Annotated in this window: 17 protein-coding genes; 13 read left to right on the forward strand and 4 right to left on the reverse strand. The window is 41.5% G+C overall.

Going from position 1 to position 20,241, the window contains the following annotated elements:
* Nucleotides 1–407: 407 nt before the first annotated feature.
* The 5 genes from FY557_RS08090 to FY557_RS08110 all read left to right on the forward strand — a co-directional run bounded on the left by FY557_RS08090 (nt 408) and on the right by FY557_RS08110 (nt 9,255).
* Nucleotides 408–2,864 carry a DUF5686 family protein gene (locus FY557_RS08090; RefSeq protein WP_149246759.1) on the forward strand — a complete coding sequence of 819 codons (2,457 nt, stop codon included), beginning with the start codon at nt 408–410 and terminating at the stop codon, nt 2,862–2,864.
* A 345-nt stretch (nt 2,865–3,209) separates the two neighbouring features.
* Entirely contained in the window at nt 3,210–4,688 is a 1,479-nt protein-coding gene (locus FY557_RS08095) for a hypothetical protein (protein WP_149246760.1), read from the forward strand.
* 62 nt (nt 4,689–4,750) lie between these two features.
* Entirely contained in the window at nt 4,751–6,562 is a 1,812-nt protein-coding gene (locus tag FY557_RS08100; RefSeq protein ID WP_149246761.1) for a cytochrome-c peroxidase, read from the forward strand.
* A gap of 200 nt (nt 6,563–6,762) precedes the next feature.
* The gene (locus FY557_RS08105) at nt 6,763–8,967 is read left to right on the forward strand and encodes a hypothetical protein (RefSeq protein WP_228451730.1); all 2,205 of its coding nucleotides are present in this window, start codon (nt 6,763–6,765) and stop codon (nt 8,965–8,967) included.
* 51 nt (nt 8,968–9,018) lie between these two features.
* Nucleotides 9,019–9,255, forward strand: a complete 237-nt coding sequence (locus FY557_RS08110; RefSeq protein WP_149246762.1) for a hypothetical protein — start codon at nt 9,019–9,021, stop codon at nt 9,253–9,255.
* 167 nt (nt 9,256–9,422) lie between these two features.
* Here the strand turns inward: FY557_RS08110 and folP are convergent, their stop codons facing one another.
* Nucleotides 9,423–10,274: a dihydropteroate synthase gene (folP, locus tag FY557_RS08115; RefSeq protein WP_149246763.1), complete on the reverse strand. Its 852-nt coding sequence runs from the start codon at nt 10,272–10,274 to the stop codon at nt 9,423–9,425.
* 111 nt (nt 10,275–10,385) lie between these two features.
* Here folP and FY557_RS08120 point away from each other — a divergent pair, with 111 nt between their 5' ends.
* From FY557_RS08120 to tpiA, 4 genes are all read left to right on the forward strand, one after another.
* On the forward strand, nt 10,386–10,940 hold the full coding sequence (locus tag FY557_RS08120; protein ID WP_149246764.1) for a DUF1599 domain-containing protein: 555 nt from the start codon (nt 10,386–10,388) through the stop codon (nt 10,938–10,940).
* Nucleotides 10,941–10,953: 13 nt separating this feature from the next.
* Nucleotides 10,954–12,066, forward strand: a complete 1,113-nt coding sequence (locus FY557_RS08125; RefSeq protein ID WP_149246765.1) for a BT_3928 family protein — start codon at nt 10,954–10,956, stop codon at nt 12,064–12,066.
* Between the two features lie 355 nt (nt 12,067–12,421).
* Nucleotides 12,422–12,784, forward strand: a complete 363-nt coding sequence (locus tag FY557_RS08130; RefSeq protein ID WP_149246766.1) for a TerB family tellurite resistance protein — start codon at nt 12,422–12,424, stop codon at nt 12,782–12,784.
* A 37-nt stretch (nt 12,785–12,821) separates the two neighbouring features.
* Nucleotides 12,822–13,583 (forward strand): triose-phosphate isomerase, encoded by a 762-nt coding sequence (tpiA, locus tag FY557_RS08135; protein ID WP_149246767.1) that lies wholly within the window; start codon nt 12,822–12,824, stop codon nt 13,581–13,583.
* 54 nt (nt 13,584–13,637) lie between these two features.
* On the opposite strand, the gene FY557_RS08140 is transcribed toward tpiA, so the two are convergent.
* The gene (locus FY557_RS08140; protein WP_149246768.1) at nt 13,638–13,859 is read right to left on the reverse strand and encodes a hypothetical protein; all 222 of its coding nucleotides are present in this window, start codon (nt 13,857–13,859) and stop codon (nt 13,638–13,640) included.
* 382 nt (nt 13,860–14,241) lie between these two features.
* Nucleotides 14,242–15,507, reverse strand: a complete 1,266-nt coding sequence (locus FY557_RS08145; protein ID WP_149246769.1) for an esterase-like activity of phytase family protein — start codon at nt 15,505–15,507, stop codon at nt 14,242–14,244.
* Nucleotides 15,508–16,480: 973 nt separating this feature from the next.
* Between FY557_RS08145 and FY557_RS08150 the strand changes: the two genes are divergently transcribed.
* From FY557_RS08150 to FY557_RS08165, 4 genes are all read left to right on the forward strand, one after another.
* Nucleotides 16,481–16,909: a transposase gene (locus FY557_RS08150; RefSeq protein WP_149246770.1), complete on the forward strand. Its 429-nt coding sequence runs from the start codon at nt 16,481–16,483 to the stop codon at nt 16,907–16,909.
* Complete coding sequence (locus tag FY557_RS08155) at nt 16,909–17,265, forward strand: helix-turn-helix domain-containing protein (RefSeq protein ID WP_228451731.1); 357 nt, start codon at nt 16,909–16,911, stop codon at nt 17,263–17,265. The genes FY557_RS08150 and FY557_RS08155 overlap by 1 nt, the downstream gene beginning before the upstream one ends.
* Before the next feature lie 125 nt (nt 17,266–17,390).
* Nucleotides 17,391–18,005, forward strand: a complete 615-nt coding sequence (locus FY557_RS08160) for a hypothetical protein (RefSeq protein WP_149246771.1) — start codon at nt 17,391–17,393, stop codon at nt 18,003–18,005.
* Between the two features lie 10 nt (nt 18,006–18,015).
* A complete protein-coding gene (locus FY557_RS08165) occupies nt 18,016–19,425 on the forward strand; it encodes a hypothetical protein (RefSeq protein ID WP_149246772.1) in 1,410 nt (469 codons plus the stop codon).
* 91 nt (nt 19,426–19,516) lie between these two features.
* Here the strand turns inward: FY557_RS08165 and clpP are convergent, their stop codons facing one another.
* Nucleotides 19,517–20,200, reverse strand: coding sequence for an ATP-dependent Clp endopeptidase proteolytic subunit ClpP (clpP, locus tag FY557_RS08170; protein WP_149246773.1), 684 nt, complete (start codon nt 20,198–20,200; stop codon nt 19,517–19,519).
* Nucleotides 20,201–20,241: the final 41 nt, after the last annotated feature.

Genomic DNA, 20,241 nt, shown 5'->3' on the forward strand with positions numbered 1-20,241 from the left:
AAGCAGCAGATTTAAAGGTAGATGTCGATATGGATAAAGGGGGCAGTTCAGATGGTTTGATGTCCAATCCTATTTTATGGGTTGCAGTAGCACTGATCCTTATTCTTATCGTTGCTTTGGCAGCAAGAGGAAACGGAAGCAGCAGAGCTTAAAAACAGGTAGGTTATACGAAAACAGGATATCTTTATCCTGCTAAAAATGAATTAAAACAGGCTGTCTAAAGAATTAGGCAGCCTTAAATTTTGCTATTTCCTCTAAAGTCATAGTGCCGAAAGCTTTTCTGAACTTTAATTATTATAAGGTTTCCTGACAATTTTATTTCATTATTTTTAACAAAAAATTATATTTTTCGCAGTGGTTTTGTAACCTTCTTATCAATAGTTTTGTCTTCTCTATAAAGCAAACTAATGACAAAATTCTTAACTTCCTTATTTTTATTTTTTACCATATTATTTTTCGGGCAAGGCCAGTTGAAAGTTTCCAGCAGAACAGACAAAAAGCCTATTTATGATGCAGCGGTATATTGTGAAGATGAACTTCTCGGAAAAACCGATCTTAACGGTATTTTATCCTTTAAAACAAAATGTAAAAAGGTGGAAATCCTGGCCAGTAATTTTCAGGATGTGACCGCCGACGTAAAGAAATCAATGGAAGTGACGATGCAGCCTTTATCTGAAAAAATGGGCACCATCGACAAAGTGGTTATTCAGGATAAAAGCGACCCGAAGGCCCTGAGAATTCTGGATGAAGTGAACAAAAGAGCCAAAGAAAACTCGCCCAAGTCCCTGGATTCCTACAATTTTAAATCCTACACTAAATTTTCGATCGATGTTGATAAAGACTCAGTAGATATTTATAAAAACTTTCTGGCGGTTAGAAAAGATTCACTTTCAAAAGTGGATAAAAAGGAAGTGAAGCAGACCAAAAAAGATGAAAAGGATTCTCTGACGGCGGAAGATTTTATCCAGGCTTCAGCGGAAGGCCAGATGTTTCTCTGGGAAAAAGCGGCCGAATACAAATATTCCAAAAGCTTCGGCGAAAAAACCAATATCATCGACAACCGGATGTCGGGTTTCAAAAATCCGATCTATGAAGCCCTGGCGATCAATATTTCCAACCTCGACCGGATCCCGAGACAGCTGAGGCCCGAAAACAGGAAACTGTTCAACTTTTATCTCTCCGATACCCTGCAGCTTGACGGAAGAAAAACCTATGTGATCAAATTCAAGGAAATTACTGACAAAAAGAAGCAAAACCCAAGAAAATTCAACGGGAAAATCTATGTAGATTCTGAAACCTACGCCTTAAAAAAGTTTGAAAGCAGCAGCAAGAAGAAAAGTGAAGGCGAAATCGTCTCCGTCTGGAAGCCCATCGGCGGAAAATGGTTCCTGGATTACGAAGACATGAGGGTAAAGATGGGAGACCAGAGTTTTGACATCTCCAAAAAAGACAGCCTGAAACCGGGCCAGAAAGAAAAATACAACCAGAAAAGCTTTGGCAATTACCTGTATGTAAAAAACCGCTTTTTCGATTTTGAGCTGAATAAAGAACAGAAAGCGTCCGACTTTAAAGGATACTCGCTGGAAGTGAAGAATTCTGACGGCAGCCTTCTGGATCAATACCGGACCGATAGCCTGACGGCGAGGGAAAGTGCCACCTACACCAAAATCGACAGCTTTGTACAGAAGTACGATTTTGAAAAAAAACTCAATACCTTAACCCAGCTGATGCGGGGGAACCTGCGGTATAAAATCATTGATTTCGATATCACCAAGCTTTTCACATACGATCAGTACCAAGGTGTGAGATTAGGAATGGGAATCAAATTGAATGAAAAATTCAGCAAAACCTTTTCACCGGACGGATATTTCGGATACGGCTTTAAAGATCACCGGTGGAAATACGGTCTGGGTCTGGATGTCAGATTATCGCAGAAAAGAACTTCGGTGTTCCGGGTTGAATACATCGAAGATATTTTTGCGGCAGGAAGGTTCAGCAATGCGATGTGGGATATGATGATGAAAATTCCGGACCTCAACCTAGACCTTCACAATGCTACTTTCTATAGAAATCAGAAATGGGGTACTTCCTTCCTGTATGATATTTCGAATTCGTTGAGCATAAAAATCGCACTGAATAAAGAAAAACAGCAGGCCCGTTTCGATTATCAGTACAAAGACCTCGGAAATGCCTTCGACAATGCCAGCGCGGTCCTTTCCCTGAAATTCTCTCCGAATGATAAAAACATCATGACGCCAACCGGAAAATACACCTACGAAAAAGGCTATCCTCAAATATTTATGAATTATGAACAGGGTTTCAGAACCTTGGGGGGAAACCTGGATTATCACCGGCTGGATGCTTTAATCATTCATCAATTCAGGTCAAAACTGGGCTTTACCAACATCAAGCTTTTCGGAGGCCTTTCTTCCGGAAATGCGCCGATCTGGAAAAACTTTGAACTTGCCGGACAAAGGGACCTGACTCTGGAGAAATGGACATCCGCCGTCAGCACGCCTTCCAATCTGGGATTTGCCACCATGCCGGCCGGAACTTTCTTTGCCGATAAATTCGTTGCCTTTAAAGTGTCACAATATCTTCCCTTCAGGTTCAAGACTTTAGGAAAAAGATATTCGAACATTGAGCTTGAATACCAGGCGGCCGTCGGAAATATGAAAAACCGGGGAGACCATCAATTCATGTTCCAGGTTTTGGATCATTACTATCAGGAAGCCGGAGTAATTTGGAACGGCTTTTTAGGAAGCCGATACAGTGTAGGCTTTTCCTACCGGTTAGGCTATTATCAGACTTCAGAATTTAAAGATAATTTCGGGATTAAGGTTAAATTCAATTTACTGAACTAACAGTATCCTTTAATGATGATCATTATTGTTTCGATGGAGCGGACTTTTGGTCCGCTCTTTTATTTTTCACAGATTTCATGGCTGTTTGCGCATATTACTAGCTTTTATACTTTCCTGGAAGAATATTACTAAGCCTATTCATCCCTTAAGGATCTAACATAGTATCAGAGATTCACTTGGAAAGATCTGCTGCAGATTACCTGTATTATTTTGATTCATTCTAATTATTGAAACTCCCGTAACATTCCGTTGCTTTTCATAAGGAAAATTTAATTTCCCTGCCACAGCTATTAAAATCCAATTAATACCAGAACACTAGCTTTGCAGCATCGAAATAAAGCAATTATGAAAATCCAAAAAACGATGGGCGTGCTGTTTTTAGCAGCGGCACTTTTCCAGAACTGTAGTGATGAAACAACTGATCCTAATGAAAATCCGGTAAACCAGAACATTAAAATCGAGAACTACTCTAAAGAATCTGCTTTTGCCTATGGCATGAGCGGTTTTGAAAACCTGAACATCACCACTTTAATTTCCAGCTCTGATGTGCTTGCCGGAAGTCCGAACTTCGTGTTTGCAGGACAGCCGGACGGAATGGGTATCATGAAAGATCCCAATTCAGACGGATATCTGATGATCACCAACCATGAAATTACCAAATCAGTCTCCAGAGTCTATTTAGATAAAACTTTCAAACCGGTAAAAGGGGAATACATCCTGAACGGCATCGGAGGAATGACCAGACTATGTTCCGCAACATTGGCTACGGTTGCAGAGCATGGGTTCAGTGCTTTCCTTACAGCCGGGGAATCCGGAGAAGAAAGTATGGTACATGCGATTAACCCGCTTGCAGCCGCTGCTCAGGCTGCAGACCAATCCAGGGTAAAGCCGGCATTAGGAAAAGCTTCAATGGAAAATGCCGTTCCGCTTCCTAAAGATATTTCCAACGGGAAAACCTATATTATGATCGGTGAAGACCAGTCTTTCAGCTCTTCCCACCAGTCGGCAGGACAGCTGATCATGTATGTCTCCGATACCCAGGGTGATCTGAACAACGGTAAATTATACGCTTTGAAGAGAACCAACAACAATTACACGGAGACGAACATGACAAAAGGAAGCCAGTACGATGTGGAATTTGTGGAAATCTCCAACGCCAAGAACCTTACCGGAGCACAGATCAATCAGAAAAATATCGATAACAACGCGATCCGTTTTTCAAGGGTTGAAGATGTGGATTACCGGAAAGGAGCCGGAAAAGGAAGAGAAATCTACTTTACCGCTACAGGAGAATCTTCAGACGGGGTAAATCCGAAAGCCGGACTGACAATGTGGGGAAGGGTGTACAAACTTGTCCTGAACGAAAACAATATGCTTACCGGAAAACTTGAAGTAGTAGCTGAAGGAGATTCAAACCCGGGAAGCAACCTGATCAATCCGGATAACCTTTGTGTAACGGAGAATTATGTATATATCCAGGAAGACGGGGATTCATACTACCCTGCTGCCACGCACGATTCTTATATCTGGCAGCTGAACATCAGCACCAAGCAGTACAAGCCATGGCTGAATATGAAGCACAACAGAAACGACGCTGCATGGCAGACCGCCTACAACCAGTCGGGACAGCTGACGAAATGGGGATCATGGGAATACGGTGCGATGATTGATATTTCAGACATCATCGGTGTTCCCAATACTTTTGCGGTAAACATCCATTCCCATACCTGGCAGAAAGATGCTTTTGCCAATGCAGACGGGGCCGGGGTAAATACCAACAAAGAAGGCGGACAGACCCTGATCATCAGAAACGTTCAAAAATAAAATTACTATCATTCTTAACAGGTATCAGTAGGAGAAATTCTGCTGATACTTTTTCATATCCTATGAAAATCATTCTTAAATATCCTTTCGCTGTTTTTCTTTTCATCATTTTTATCGTATTCGGGACTTTGCAGTGTACGCAGAATCAGCAGCCGCTTCAGGATGACCTTTCCGAAGTGAAAAGAGAGCTTTTCAGAAACAATAATGACTTTCTGAGCCGGACCAACCAGCTGATGGAAATGATATCCGGAACTCAGGACCAGGCATCGCTTCAGAGAAAATTTGAAGAACTCAGGACAACCTATAAAAAAATGGAATGGGCGGTCGAATATTTCCTTCCGCAGACCGCACGCTTCATTAACGGGCCTGCCCTTCCTGAAATCGAAATGCAGGAACATACGGAAATTGAACCTGAAGGACTACAGGTCCTGGAAGAACTGCTCTATCCTTATGATCCGGCCAATAAAGAGGAAGTGATCCGTATGCTTAAAAACCTTATCAATAAAAGCAATGCCATTAAAGTAAACTTCCAGGCCATCACCATTTCCAAAGACCAGGTATTTGATGCCCTGAGACAGGAAGTGTTCAGGATTTCCAGCCTGGGAATTGCAGGATTCGATACTCCGGTTTCAGCCACTTTTTTAAAGGAAATCCCTTACGCCTTAAATGCTGTAAAGACTACTCTTCAACAGATTGCCACGGAAAAATCAAAAGAAAAAGCACTGCCTGAAATCAATACGGAAATTGATGCTTCCGCCGCTTACCTGAAAAAGAACACGGATAAAAATACATTCGACTATATCAATTTTATCCCCGATCACCTGAATACCATTACTTCGCTGATGATCGATTTTCAGAAACAGGAGGATATTCCGGCTATCGAAGTTACTTCGGCGCTCAACAAAAAGGCCAGGACCTTCTACTCCAAAAACGCATTCAATCCCAATGCATTTGTTCCCGGAAAACAGTTTGAAATGTCTGTTGAAAAAGTGAAGCTCGGTAAACAGCTTTTTAATGACAATATCTTATCCGATAACAATTCCCGGAGCTGTGCTACCTGCCATATCGCAGAAAAGGCATTTACCGACGGACGGGAAAAATCCATGTCGCTTACCGATTCGCCTTTGCAGAGAAATACGCCTTCGCTGAGCTATTCGGCTTTCCAGCACGGCCAGTTCTGGGATATGCGTAAGGATGATCTGGAAGGACAGAGTTCTGCTGTGATTACCAATAAAGAAGAAATGCATGGCGACCTCAGCAAAATTATCGCGAAGATCAACGCCAATGCACAATACCGTACTGCATTTGCAAATATTTACAAAGGAAAGAATGCCGAAATCTGGCAGCTGCAGAATGTACTGGCCAGCTACATCCGCTCCCTTGCGTCATTCACTTCGGATTTTGACGAATATATGAGAGGGAATAAAAAGGCAATGACGAAAAGCCAGAAAAAAGGGTTTAACCTATTTATGGGGAAAGCCCAATGCGCCATCTGCCATTTCTTACCGCTTTTTAACGGGACGGTTCCGCCGAATTATACCAAAACCGAGCAGGAAGTCCTGGGGATTGCAGAGAATTCATCCAACCGGACAGCAGACAAAGATTCGGGGCGGGGTAAATTCCACGAAACGGTAGCTTTTTTACAGCATTCCTTTAAAACACCTACCCTGAGGAACATCAGTAAAACAGCACCTTATATGCATAACGGCGGTTACAAAACTTTGCAGGAAGTCATGCAGTTCTACAATAAAGGCGGTGGAAAAGGGCTCGGCCTGAAAGCCGGTAACCAGACGCTTTCCGATGCTCCGCTGGATCTGTCTGAAAAGGAAATGGCGGAAGTCATCGATTTTCTAAACGCACTTGACGATCATTAACAATCCCGGAAATTCCGGGATTTTTTGTGACCTGAAAATTCCGATAAAACTTTGTATTAATTTTTCCCGTAAAAACAAGTTCAGGCTACGGTAAGTGAAAGACATTCCTTCTAATCTATAAAATTTTGTTAACCTGCTAAAACCGGACGGTAAAAACTTTTCCGTGCGGAGAAATATTATTAATTTTGAAAGGTTTTTTTATGAAAAGGATTTTATTGTTTTTAGGTCTTTTATTCTGGATTTTTGGTTTCTCACAATCGAAAGTTACCGCCATTGAAGGCATTACCATCGAAGACAAAAGCGATCCGAGAGCATTGGAAATCCTGAAGAAAGTCAACCAGGTGTTTCGGGAAAACTCACCCAAGACCCTGGATTCCTATTCTTACAAATCGTATGAAAAAATTTCTTTGGACATCGACGAAGACAGCATTTCGCAGTATAACAAATTTTTTGAGGAAACCGGAATGTTCAGGGAAAAACGCAGAAAAGATTCGCTGAACAACATTTCGGCGCGAAAAATATTTTCCAAAAGCAAACTCTTCCTCTGGGAAAGGGCGCAGGAATTTCTGTACTCCAAACAATACGGTGAAAAAATCAATATCCTTGACAACCGGATTTCCGGGCTGAAGCAGCCGATCTACGAAATGATTGCCCTCCAGCAAAGCAACCGGGACAAGCTTCCCGATCAGCTGAAACAGGAAAACCGCGGACTGTACCGGTTTTTCCTTACGGACACCATTGAAATGGACGGCCGGAAAAACTTTGTTATCCGCTTCAGGGAAGTCAATTTTAAAAAGCCGGATAAAAAACGGAAATACAACGGTGCCATTTATGTGGATACCGAAACCTACGGCGTTAAGAAGATCGAAAATTTCAGCAAGAATAAGAACGACGGCATTATTACCAGCACCTGGATTTTCTTTCATAACAAATGGTTTCTGGCCCATGAAACCGTAAAGCTGAAGATGAGCAACATGAAGCTTGAAGAAGAAGATCCTCAGCATTCCGACGAAAAAACGGACCGGAAGAAGAGACAGACCTTCGGAACCTATGCTTTTCTGACTTCCCGGTATTTTGATTATCAGTCTCCCGCGGATAACAGCCCCGCGGATTTTAAAGGGTATACCTTTTCCGTAAAAAATATACTCGGAAATACCCTGGACCGTTACCGTACCGATCCGCTGACAGAACGGGAAAAAAACACCTACAAAACCATCGACAGCCTGGGCCGCAGATACAACATCGACAATAAAGCACAGATTCTAAGCGGTCTGCTGAATGGCCAGATCCGTGCAGGTGTGATGGATTTTGCGGTGGATGAGATCGTCAATTACAATTTATATGAAGGATTCCGGGTCGGCCTGAAAGCCAAGCTTAACGAAAATTTCAGCCCTTATTTCTCCCCGGATTATACATTCGCCTATGGTTTTAAAGACGATAAGTGGAAGTACAGGATTGGGCTGGATATGAAAACGACCCTCGAAAAAGACTCTTATTTTCGGGTGGAATATTATGATGACGTAACTGCTTCGGGTGAATTCTCGCGCAGGTTGTGGAATTTTAAGATGCGTATGGCCAATTACGGAAATAACCTGAATAACGACCGGTATTACCATTACAGAGGTGCATCCGTATCTTACCTGAATGATGTTACCAACGGGCTCACACTGGTTTTCGCGGCACGCAGGAACCTGGAAGAAGCCATGTTCGACTATTCTTTTCAGGGAAGAGGTTCTTCGTTTGAAAATTTCAACACCCTGTTTACCCTGAAATATTCCCCCAACTCTACCAATATTATGACTCCGCAGGGAAAATCGCTGATCGACCAGAAGTACCCGGAACTTTATTTTAATTATGAGCAGAGCTATAAGATGTTTGGCGGAGACTTAAGGTATGCGCGATTCGATGCCCTTTTTGTTTACAATTTTAAAACCATGTTCGGAACAACGGGATTCAGACTGTATGGAGGGATGGTTTTCGGAGGCGCCCCGATCTGGAAAAACTTTACCATGAACGGACTGGCCTCGCCGAGAAGGGATTTTAATTTTAACCTTACCTCATTCCTCGGTTTTGCTACTCTGGAAGGCGGGAAATATTACAACGACCGTTTTGTAGCCTATTATTTTACCCATAAGCTGCCATTGTATTTTAAAAGTTTCGGCCAGAATATTTCGAGCTTCGACTTTGTCCTGCGCGGAACCATCGGAGATATGGAAAAAGCAGAATACCACCAGTTCAGGTTCCGCCCGCTGAACCATCTTTACCAGGAAGTCGGTCTGGAATGGAACAATTTCCTTTCCACATACTTCAACCTGGGATTGTTTTACCGGGTCGGTTATTATACCACCCACAACTTTAAGCAGAACTTTGCCGTTCAGTTCAAATTAAAATTACTTGAATTCTAAACCCATCTGATTTGCCCTACCTAAAGGCCGGATAAAATAAAATAACAAACAATGCAGAAAATAGAAATAAAAGCAGACCAGTTTTTTGAATTATTAAAATTAAAAGACACCTCGATGTGGGAAATTTTTGCCCGGATGATCGACGGAAACGAAAAAGAAATCATCTTCCTGGATCATGAAGAAAAGATTCTCTTCAACTATATCCTTCCTTCCAATCCTGAAAAGCTGGAAGAAGACCGCGCTGAATTTTCCAAGCAGTTTGCCGATAAGCTGGCGAATTTGAATTGAAATGGAGAGTTTTTTAGTTATTAGTTATTAGTTATTAGTTATTGAAAGTTACAAACAGATGGTTTAATCCATTGATTTTTAATAAAAATGTTTAATTATAATATCGGGAAGTTACAACTGATAACTTACGACTCACAACTTATAATTTAAAACTTATCACTCATAATTTACAATCCTTTCAAGAATCCCTCTACCGTTTTCTTCGCTTCTGCAACATCGTGGACCCTCAGGATTTTAGCACCCTGCTGCAGGACTTTCATGTGAAGCCTCTGTGTTTCTTCGTTAATATCTTCCGGGGATTTCCCGAGCGGCTTATAGATGAATGATTTTCTTGAGATCCCGATCAGCAGAGGAAATTTCCCGAAACCAAAATACCGCACCTCACCAATCATTTTCATCTGGCTATCCACGGTTTTGCCGAAGCCGAATCCCGGATCCAGAATGATATCCCGAACCCCTTTTGCCAGTAGCTCCGCCGTTTTTTCAGAGAAATACCGGTTGATGGAAATGGTAATGTCGTCAACCTTTATTTTGTCATGCATGGTTTCGTAAGAAGGGTTTACATGCATCAGAATGTAGGGAAGCTTTGTCCCGGCAACAGCATCAAACATCTGGTGATCGTACTGCCCTCCCGAAATATCGTTGATCAGATCGATCCCCTCGTTAAATCCGAAATTTACCGTTTCGGAATAAAAGGTATCCAGGGAAACTAAAGCTTCGGGAAATTCTTTTTTGATTAAAGAAATGATATTTCCGATTCTCTTTATTTCTTCACCGGTGGTCAGAAATTGAGCATTCGGCCGTGTCGACTGAGGCCCGACATCGATGATTTCCGCCCCTTCTTTCAGCATTTTTTCTGCCTGTGTAAGAGCAGCATTTTCATTATTGAATTTTCCACCGTCGGAAAAAGAATCCGGAGTGAGGTTCAGGATTCCCATGATTTTCGGACCGGACAAATCCACGAGTTTCCCGTTGCAGTTTAAAGTATGGTGTTCGACAGATAATCCAAGATGTTGCATGCTGCAAAAATACGATTTCCGCTTTCCGCATCCAACATCCGGCTAAAAAACTGAGCCCTGATTTCCGCTACCTAAAACCTAATTCGTATATTTGGAAGATTAAGAAAATTTATGTCAGAAACTTCAGTACAGTTCGGGAAAATTATCAGTCAGTGCCGCGAATTATTCAGCAAAAAATTACAGGATTACGGAGCAGCATGGAGGGTTTTGAGACCGAGTTCGATTACGGACCAGATTTACATCAAAGTCAACAGAATCCGCACCCTGCAGATGACCGATAAAAAAATGGTGGATGAAAGTGAAGAAGATGAATTCATCGCCATCGTCAATTATTCAATTATCGGACTGATCCAGCTTGAAAAAGGCTTTTCCAATGATTTTAATGAAAACAAGGAAGAAATCATGCAGCTGTATGACCGGTATGCAACGGAAGCACGACAGCTGATGGAGCGGAAAAATCATGATTACGGCGAAGCCTGGAGGGATATGCGCATTTCATCGATTACCGATCTTATTTATCAAAAAGTACTGAGAACGAAGCAGATTGAGGACAATCAGGGCGTAACGATTGTTTCGGAAGGCCTGGATGCCAATTATTTCGATATGCTGAACTATGCCGTTTTCTGCCTGATTAAATTTTCTGAAAAAGCAAGCACCGTAGAATAAAAAACAATCTGTTATGCTCAAAGGTTTATTACGTTTCGTTATCGCCGTTATCTTCATCCTTTCCGGTTTTGTAAAGGCGGTGGATCTGGTAGGTTTTTCCTTTAAGATGGAGGAATACTTCTCTCCTACCGTTTTTAATATGCCGTTTTTTGAAAAATTTGCCCTCCCGCTGTCGATTGTCGTGGTGGTGCTGGAACTTCTTCTCGGCTTTATGCTGCTGATTAAATTAAAGCTTAAATTCACCCTTTCCGCTTTGATCGCGCTTTGTGTTTTCTTCGGCTTCCTGACGTTCTATTCGGCTTATTACAATGTGGTAACGGATTGCGGATGCTTCGGGGATGCCATTAAGTTTACCCCTTGGCAGAGCTTTATCAAAGATGTTGTGCTGCTGATCGGCCTGATCATCGTATTCATCATGTACGGAAAAGATTTTAAGAAAAAAGATGCCTACAGCTACAGCCTTAAAAAAGAAACCGGGAATAAATTTAAGTATATCCTTCTGGGGGTCTTTACCATAGCCCTGATTCTTGTCGGCGCGCACGGGATTGTCCATGAACCGCTTATCGATTTCCGCGATTATAAAATAGGAACCGACCTGAAAGCGGAAAAAGCAAAAATCAATAAAAACCCTTCGGAATACAAGACCTTTTATTCCCTGAAGAATGCCAAGACGGGAGAAACAGTGAAAGTAAACCAGGACGATTACATCAAGGAAACGAAATACTGGGCAGAAGGTTCCCCGTGGAAAATTGAAGAAGGAAAAAATGAATCGGTCCTGATCAAAGAAGGCTATAAATCGGAGATCGTAAAATTTAAGATTGAAGATCCGAACGGACAGGAACTTACGGAAGAAATCATCAACGCTCCGAAAGCGGTGCTTGTCTTCTCTTACCATCCGCAATCGGTTTCCCCGGAACTGCTGAAACGGCTTGAAGCGAAGGTTAAAACCCGGAACGCAACCGCTGTTTACGGGGTTTCCACCCTTCCGAATACCTTCAAAACCATTAAGAATGCGATGATGGACGGCACCGCCATCAAGACCATTGCCCGCAGCAACCCGTTTGTCCTGATCCTGGAAAATGGAAAGATCGTCGACAAGCAGCCGGCAAAGGACTATTTGAAATAATGGAAGGTGAATTTTTCTTTGAAAGTCAATCTTGCTGCGCAGGTGAATGGTCAATTTTTAGCTGCGGGTGATCTTAGTAAGACAAAGAGACTTCATTTACTGCACATTAAAAGAGAATAAACTGGGTTAATATACTTAATCGCAATTCCCCTCCAAACCGGAGGGGTGTCGAAAATTCAAAAAATTTTTGACGGGGTGGTTTAGAAAATGAATAGTGAATTTTAAAAGTGAGTAGTGAATTAAAACAATTGGCCATTCACCCAAAAACTAAAAATGAAGAAACAACACCGAAATGTTGATTCCAAGACCAACCTTAAACATTGAACATTAAACTTTAAACTATATAATTATCATAATGCAAAAATCCAACAAGCCGATTGCCGGTTACCATCTGTTGATGATCCTTTCCTCTGTGGACGGAGAATTTGCTCCGGAAGAAGGGATGCTGGTCCAGCAGTATTTAGCGGACGAATTTCCTTTTAAAATGAATCTCGATAACGAGCTTGATACCATTGCCCTGCTGCAGCCGGAAGAATGGAAAGACCACTTTGAATTCCATGCCCGATGCTTCTACGACGATTCTACAAAAGAAGAAAGGGATAATTTTATACAATTTGCCAAGACCCTGATCAAAGCGGATAATGTGGTTACCGATGAAGAGCATACTTTTTATACGCTTTTGAAAAACCTTTGGAATATTGATAAATCACAACATTAACAGACCATATCACGGTATAAACTCTAAAATAAATTCTATGAGAAGAAAAATAGTAGCAGGAAACTGGAAAATGAACAAAAACGTAATTGATGCCCAACAGTTGATGGTTCAGTTGCTAAGCTATAAAAACAACCATGCGCCAAACTGTGAGGTATGGATCGCTCCACCGGCATTGTACCTGATGATGGCAAAGGATATTTTTGAAAAAGATGAAATCGGTATTTTTGCCCAGGACATGAGCGAGCATGAAAGCGGAGCCTATACCGGGGAAATTTCCGCAGACATGCTGGAATCCATTGATGCTACCGGTTCTTTGATCGGGCACTCTGAAAGAAGACAGTATCATGGAGAAACGGATTCCCACTGCAACAGAAAGATAAAGCTGGCGCTGGACAAAGGCTTAATTCCTGTTTACTGTAACGGCGAAACGCTGGAACAGAGAAAGGCGGGCGAACATTTTGAAGTAGTAAAAAACCAGACGGAAGTAGCCTTGTTTACACTTTCTGCAGAGGAAATCAAAAAAGTGGTAGTTGCTTACGAACCGGTTTGGGCCATTGGCACAGGGGAAACAGCTACTCCCGAGCAGGCGCAGGAAATCCACGCTCATATCAGAAGTACGATTGCAGCTAAATACGGTCAGGAAGTAGCGAACGAAGTGTCCATCCTTTACGGAGGTTCCGTAAAACCGGACAATGCGAAAGAGATTTTCTCACAGCCGGATATCGACGGCGGACTGATTGGCGGAGCCGCATTGAAATTAGAGGATTTCTCTAAAATTATTGAAGCCTTCAATCCGTAACAACAGGAATAAAAATACATCAGAACCACCGGATCCGGTGGTTTTTTGCTTTTATTACCTTATTTTCCCGTTAAAGATAAAATGATGTACCCTGTAATCAACGGCATGGCCTGATATAAAATACACGTACAGTTTTTTCTGATAAATCCCGAAGAAAGAGCGGGAAAGCAGATAGATAAGTTCTTCTTTTTCCGTATGTTCAGGAATGGTGACCCCATAAGTTTCTTCGATTTCAGCAGCAATAAGATGCAGAAAATTATCCTTTGATAAAGACATAAAGCGCTTATTATAATTCAGTTGATGTAAAAACTATATACGCGCAAATGCAGATTTCGGATTTAAAATAAAGATGATTTATAAACAATGTGGTATTAAACAGCTACAAAACTAATGTTATAAAAAGAGCTGATCCTATTTTTGCCATCTGCATTTTAAATCTACCGAATCTGTAAAATCAATTGATAGCCGCTATTGATAAAATTAAAAACCTTTATCCTAATTGAACGACCAGCCGTTCTGAATATTCAGGAAGATTTTAAATTTTAAATGATTAAAAAGTACCTGATCTGTATAATTGTGTAGAAATACATTCGTTCAATCTCAATACAACGGTTAAAAAAAAGTCTCCCGGCTTCGGGAGACTCAGAACATTTTGAAACTATTTAATATCGACGACATACATTGTGCCTTTGTCCACTTTTCCGGTTTTAGGAAGAATCTTTGCTTTGGGATTTCCGTTCCCGTCGTCCACAATGCCGAAATCGTCGTCATTGAAAACCGCCAGCCTGTTATTTCCAAGATAAACGATTCCTTCAAATTTATCGTGTTCATAGCCCAGTGCTGACACAAGATCTACCGCAAGGGATTTGGAAACCGCCTGAATTCCTGCTGCGGAAATTTCGCTCCAGGTACACTGCTCCAGCGCTTTGCCGTTGATCTTCATGCCATCCACCTCGCTGAGGTCGGATCCGTTTACATCGGAAGCACCGGAAAGATTGATCCGGTATACTTTTTTGATGCCGCCCTGAGAACCGAAATTTCCGTCTCTTTCAATCACAAGGAATTCTGTATTGCTTAATGCCGTAATATCGCATACCGAATCAGACGCGCCTCCGTCCTGCTGATACAGGAACTGCTTCGTCTGCCCGGTGGCAATATCGAAAGTAACGATCCGCGTTAAGGTTTTATTCGTCGCCAGACTTTTACTGGGTACATACATCATCGACTGGATGGTTCCCACCAGGGTTTTTCCGTCCGGCGTGATGCACAATCCTTCCATCCCTCTGTTCGCTCTTCTTTTGGCAAGAACAGCCGGCAGTTTACGTGTTCCTGTATTTACCCCAATTGGGCTGATTCTTTCCAATTCCACGCCTTCTGCCGTGTAATGTACAATATGAGGGCCGTATTCATCGGATACCCAGAACGTGCCGTCGGCTGCCGCCACGATACTTTCACTGTCCATCCCATAATTGTCTGTTCCCAGCACCGTACCGTTGGCATCATAGGCTACTTCCCCCGTGCTTCCCATTCCGGCAGGATTCGGTAGTCCTGTAATAGGCTGCCCCGAGGGGTTTTTAAGTTTGATGTATCTAATCACCTCAATATTTCCTGCCGCATTGATTTTGAAATGCATAATGGTAGGGGTAAAAGAAGGCGCAAGGAATTTTTTCCCGTTCAGGTAATCCGTGTTGGGACCGCGGTCCGTAATTACATAAAATTCCCCTTTTCTGGTTGGATGCGCCGCTGCACCGGACCCGAAACCTCCGTTGATGACGCCAACACCGTTAATAGTTGCCAGCGTGCTGAAAGGAAATTCCTGAGGCAGCTCGGAATACTTGATTTCCTGGCTGTTATCGGTCATTTCAAAATCTTTACAGGCTGTTAAAGCGGTAAGCATCATTGCAGAAAGCAGTATTTTTTTCATGTCTTTTTATTGTGACACGAAAGTAATGATGCCATATGAACTGATGTTTAAGAAAATACTAAGGGTAGTTTAAATAAAGGCTGGCCGTATTACATTTTTATTAATGAAACATTCCTAAGCCCCCTGCAGCATACATTTTCTTAAAGTAATTCCCCAGACTGATGATCCACGCCTGGTTTAGCGGGTTGATGTAATTCAGGAACATCCGTTCCGTGCTGTTGACTTCGCATACATTTTCGGATTAATAAAATCTTATTAATTATAGATGAATTTTTAATTAAAGAGAAATAACGAAATCCAGATCCGCTATTGCTTATGGGGAACATCAAATCTTTTGCAGCTGCAGCTTATAATTCACAGCTGCAATTTATTATATAAAAAAAGTAAAATTCTTACATAGTATTTGTTATCTCATCAGGAGGCAGTTTAAAACCACATTTAAAAAGTCAATCGCTTATCCTGAATACCAACTATTTTTTTTAATTGTATTCAGCAGAACTTTATTACAATTTACTATTTTTCAATATTTTACCCATATCTATATAATCATTGAAAATTAATTCTATATTTGCAGTAGAATTCTTTTAAAGATTTATTGAAGTAAGGGCTAAGAATTCTGTTAAACCTAAAGATGAAAAAAGTGGATATATTTCAATCTTCTGTCTGACCCGGCTGTCGTTTATGCGCAGGTAGCTATTTATAAAATTTTCTGAAATCTATTCCCGGTAATCTCGTGAAAACCGTAATAATAAAACTTTACGTAAATCTATCTAAAGTGGTTTTTTCAAAATAAATAATGAATTACGAAAGTCCACAGTAGATTTTTCAGCAACAGTGTTCAGCATATTATTTTATTAAATCATGTTATCTTAGCTACCTTATCATCCCATTTAGAAGATGCATCACAGAATTCCTTTTAACAATTATTTTATTTACAGTCAGATCGTTATTTACGATTTCACAGATTATAATCATGAATTTCAAAACCATCCATATAGGAAATTTTATCGAAAAAAGAGTAGCTGAAAGCGGGATAGATTTGTCCCGTATCTGCAATTTTATGAAATGTACCGAAGAAGAAATTCAAAGCACGTATGCCTCCAAAGAAATCAGCACGGAAAGACTCCTGAAATGGAGTAAACTTCTCGATTATGATTTTTTCAGAATTTATACCCAGCATCTCATTCTCTATTCTCCGCCTCTTCATATTAAAGAAGAAATCCAGACAAAGACCCAGCTTCCTGTATTCCGGAAGAATATCTATACCCGGGAAATTATTGACTTTATCCTTGAACTCATCAATAACGGTATTAAGACAAAAGCAGAAATCATACAGGAATACCGAATTCCGAAAACTACACTTTATAAGTGGATCAGTAAAAAAGACAAAAAAACACTTTAATGAAAATGACAGCACCGGATTACCGGAAAATTTACGAGGATATGATCCGGATGAAATATCCTGATAAGGAAACGCTTTGCCGCAGTATTTTAGAGAAAAAAAATATCGACTTGTTTGATGTTATCCGTCTGAATGCCATCATTACCGGGAAAAACGCCCAGGAAAAGATACAGGGCGATCAGAAATTAAAATCATATGATAAGGATACCATTCTTCAAATATTGGACTATCAAAAAAAACATGGAATGAACAATACTGCACTGGCCAGTCATTTTAAACTGAGCAGGAATACGGTTGCCAAATGGAGGAAATTATTTTCTCCTATTGATACCGTACTGGATGAACCTTTTTATTAGACAGCCGAAGCGATTCGGAAGACTTTAAATTTATCACCTTATGGTGTAGTATGATTATAATCATAAAAAATACTATATTTTTTTAGTATAAAGCTATTAATTTTTATATTTTTGCGAAAAAAAATATGAAAAGAATAATTTCGATGCTGTGTTTGTCAGTTATCTCACACCTTAGTGGGCAAGTAGGCATTAACACAAACACGCCAAAATCTACCCTTGATCTGAGTAAATCGGCTGCCGCCACCACCCCGGATGGCTTGCTTACGGTACGGATGACAGGTACAGAACTTGCCGCCAAAGATAATCTCTATGGCGCAGATCAGAACTCTGCGGTTGTATATGTTACGGCTGTACCGGGTACTTCAACCTCAAAAACCTCCAATATTACCACGCCGGGATTTTATTTTTACAATAACGGCATTTCAAAATGGGTAGGCCTTAGAATGCCTAAATTTTTCTATATGCCTTCTATTTTATTTGATACAACTACTTTAGGCGCTAAAACCAAAGATCTTTACCAGCTTTATTACAATCAGTTTAATACTCCGCAGGTATCCAGCACCGGTGCTTTGGGTAAAATTCCCGTGCTCGGCAAAAATGATCTTGAGTATTATATTACATACTATGACACCAACGTGTTTACCAATGTAACAATTGATGCCAATGGATTCATGAATTACACCGTAAGCAATAACGCAACGGACGCAAGCTTTATGAATATTGTATTTGTAGTAAAGTAAAAACTCAGAAATGAATATTCACAAGTATACATTGAAACTGTTAACGGCTGCATTTTCCCTGTCTCTGCTTTCGGTATCGGGACAGTTTACCATCACGAATCCTCTTACGACCAGGGACATGACCGGAATAAAGGTTGGAGACAATGCTTATCTTACGGCTGCTAACGGAGTGGATCCTAACGGAGCAGGATGGCTCAGGCTGACGGAGGCTAAAACCAATCAGAAAGGGTTTATGTACGTTCTTCAGGGATTCCCGACCACATTGGGGGTGATTGCAGATTTTGAATATAAAGACTGGCGAAATGTTGATGACAGCTATTTTGGAGCAGACGGATTTTCCGTTTACCTTTTTGATGCTACCGTAACGGATGCCAATTTCAAACTGGGAGGCTACGGAGGTTCATTAGGATATGCTACCTACAGCAACCCGGCCGGAACCACCGGATTATCCGGCGGATACGTGGGCGTAGGGCTTGATGCTTACGGAAACTATGCCAATGACGGAGAAAACCGGCACGGCTCTGCTCCTGCCGGTACACTGACTTCAGGAATGCTTCCCAATGCCTTCGTATTGAGAGGACCCACCAGCAGCACCTATACCAGCTCAAACGTTTATCTGGCCAGTGCTCCACTGGGTGACCGGAGCGGAACCGTAGCGGATATCCGCCAACGCAATGAAATCGATTATAATACCATTACGGCGACCAGGCCTGCAGACAATATTTTCTACAGGAGGGTTCAGGTGATTATTACCAAACCGGGTAATGACTATGTGGTGACCATCAAATGGAGAAAGGAAAACCAGACTACTTTCACCCAGGTTCTTTCCTACACGCTGAGTTCGGCAACGTATCCTATCCCGGCCAATCTTAAACTGGGTTTTGCAGCTTCCACAGGAGGAGGATTTAATTTCCAGGAAATCAGGAATATTATTCTTACCACGCCGGGAAACCTGAGGGTGGACAGCCGTTCGGACAGCTACTTTACCTGTAATGACAATACCAGCAATCTTACGTTTAAAGTGGAAGTCAGTAATGATACCGATGCGGCCCTTAACAGCATCGATTTTAACGGAAAAATAACGGATGATAACAACAATGTCCTGGACCCGGCTAAGTTTTCGATAACCAGCCTTTCAACAACGGGATTTACCAATTCCAATATACCGATATCAGGATTTACTTCCAACAATATCAGCGGTACGGTAGGACTGACAGCCAAATCGTCAGGCATCATCACCATTACCGGAAAATACCATAAAAGAGGGATCGGAACGAATCGTAATTTCAGGATGGTATCCACCGTATCGTCCAACCAGATAACCGATACCGATACCACCAACAATACTGCGGTTACCGCAATCGAGGTAAGAAGATGTTCGGTAGTCAGCAACCCTATGATGCCGGCCTATTCAAAATAATTAATCTTCATTTTCGGTTTCTACTGATGTTGAATTCATAAAAAAAGCGCACCGGAAATGGTGCGCTTTTTATACTATCAGCCGATGCTGATTATGATTTTTTTGCTCTTTGTAAAACCTCGTCTACCATTCCGAAACCTTTCGCCTCTTCGGAAGTCATCCAGTAATCACGGTCTGAAGCTTTTTCCACCCATTCGTACGTCTGTCCTGAATGTTCTGAAATAATTTCATAAAGCTCTTTCTTCAGTTTCAACATCTCTCTCAGATTGATCTCCATATCCGAAGCGACTCCCTGAGCACCTCCTGAAGGCTGATGGATCATCACCCTTGAGTGCTTCAATGCAGAACGTTTCCCTTTCTCCCCCGCTACCAGAAGAACAGCGCCCATAGAAGCAGCAATTCCTGTACAGATTGTTGCTACGTCAGGCTTGATAATCTGCATGGTGTCATATATTCCTAATCCGGCATATACACTTCCGCCCGGCGAGTTGATATAAATCTGAATATCTTTTGAAGGATCAGCACTTTCCAGGAATAAAAGCTGCGCCGTTACGATGTTGGCCACCTGATCATCAATCCCTGTTCCCAGGAAAATAATCCGGTCCATCATCAGACGGGAGAAAACATCCATTTGCGCTACGTTCAGCCTTCTTTCCTCCATGATGTACGGTGTAAGATTCGTAGGGCCATACATATTCATATATTGATCGGTAGCCAGACCGTTGTTTCCTAAATGTTTCGTAGAGAAATCTCTGAATTCTTTTTTAATGTCCATATTTCTGTTTGTATTATTACATATTACAAAGATGAAGTTAC

This window comes from Chryseobacterium sp. SN22 (assembly GCF_008329705.1).
Taxonomy (GTDB): domain Bacteria; phylum Bacteroidota; class Bacteroidia; order Flavobacteriales; family Weeksellaceae; genus Chryseobacterium.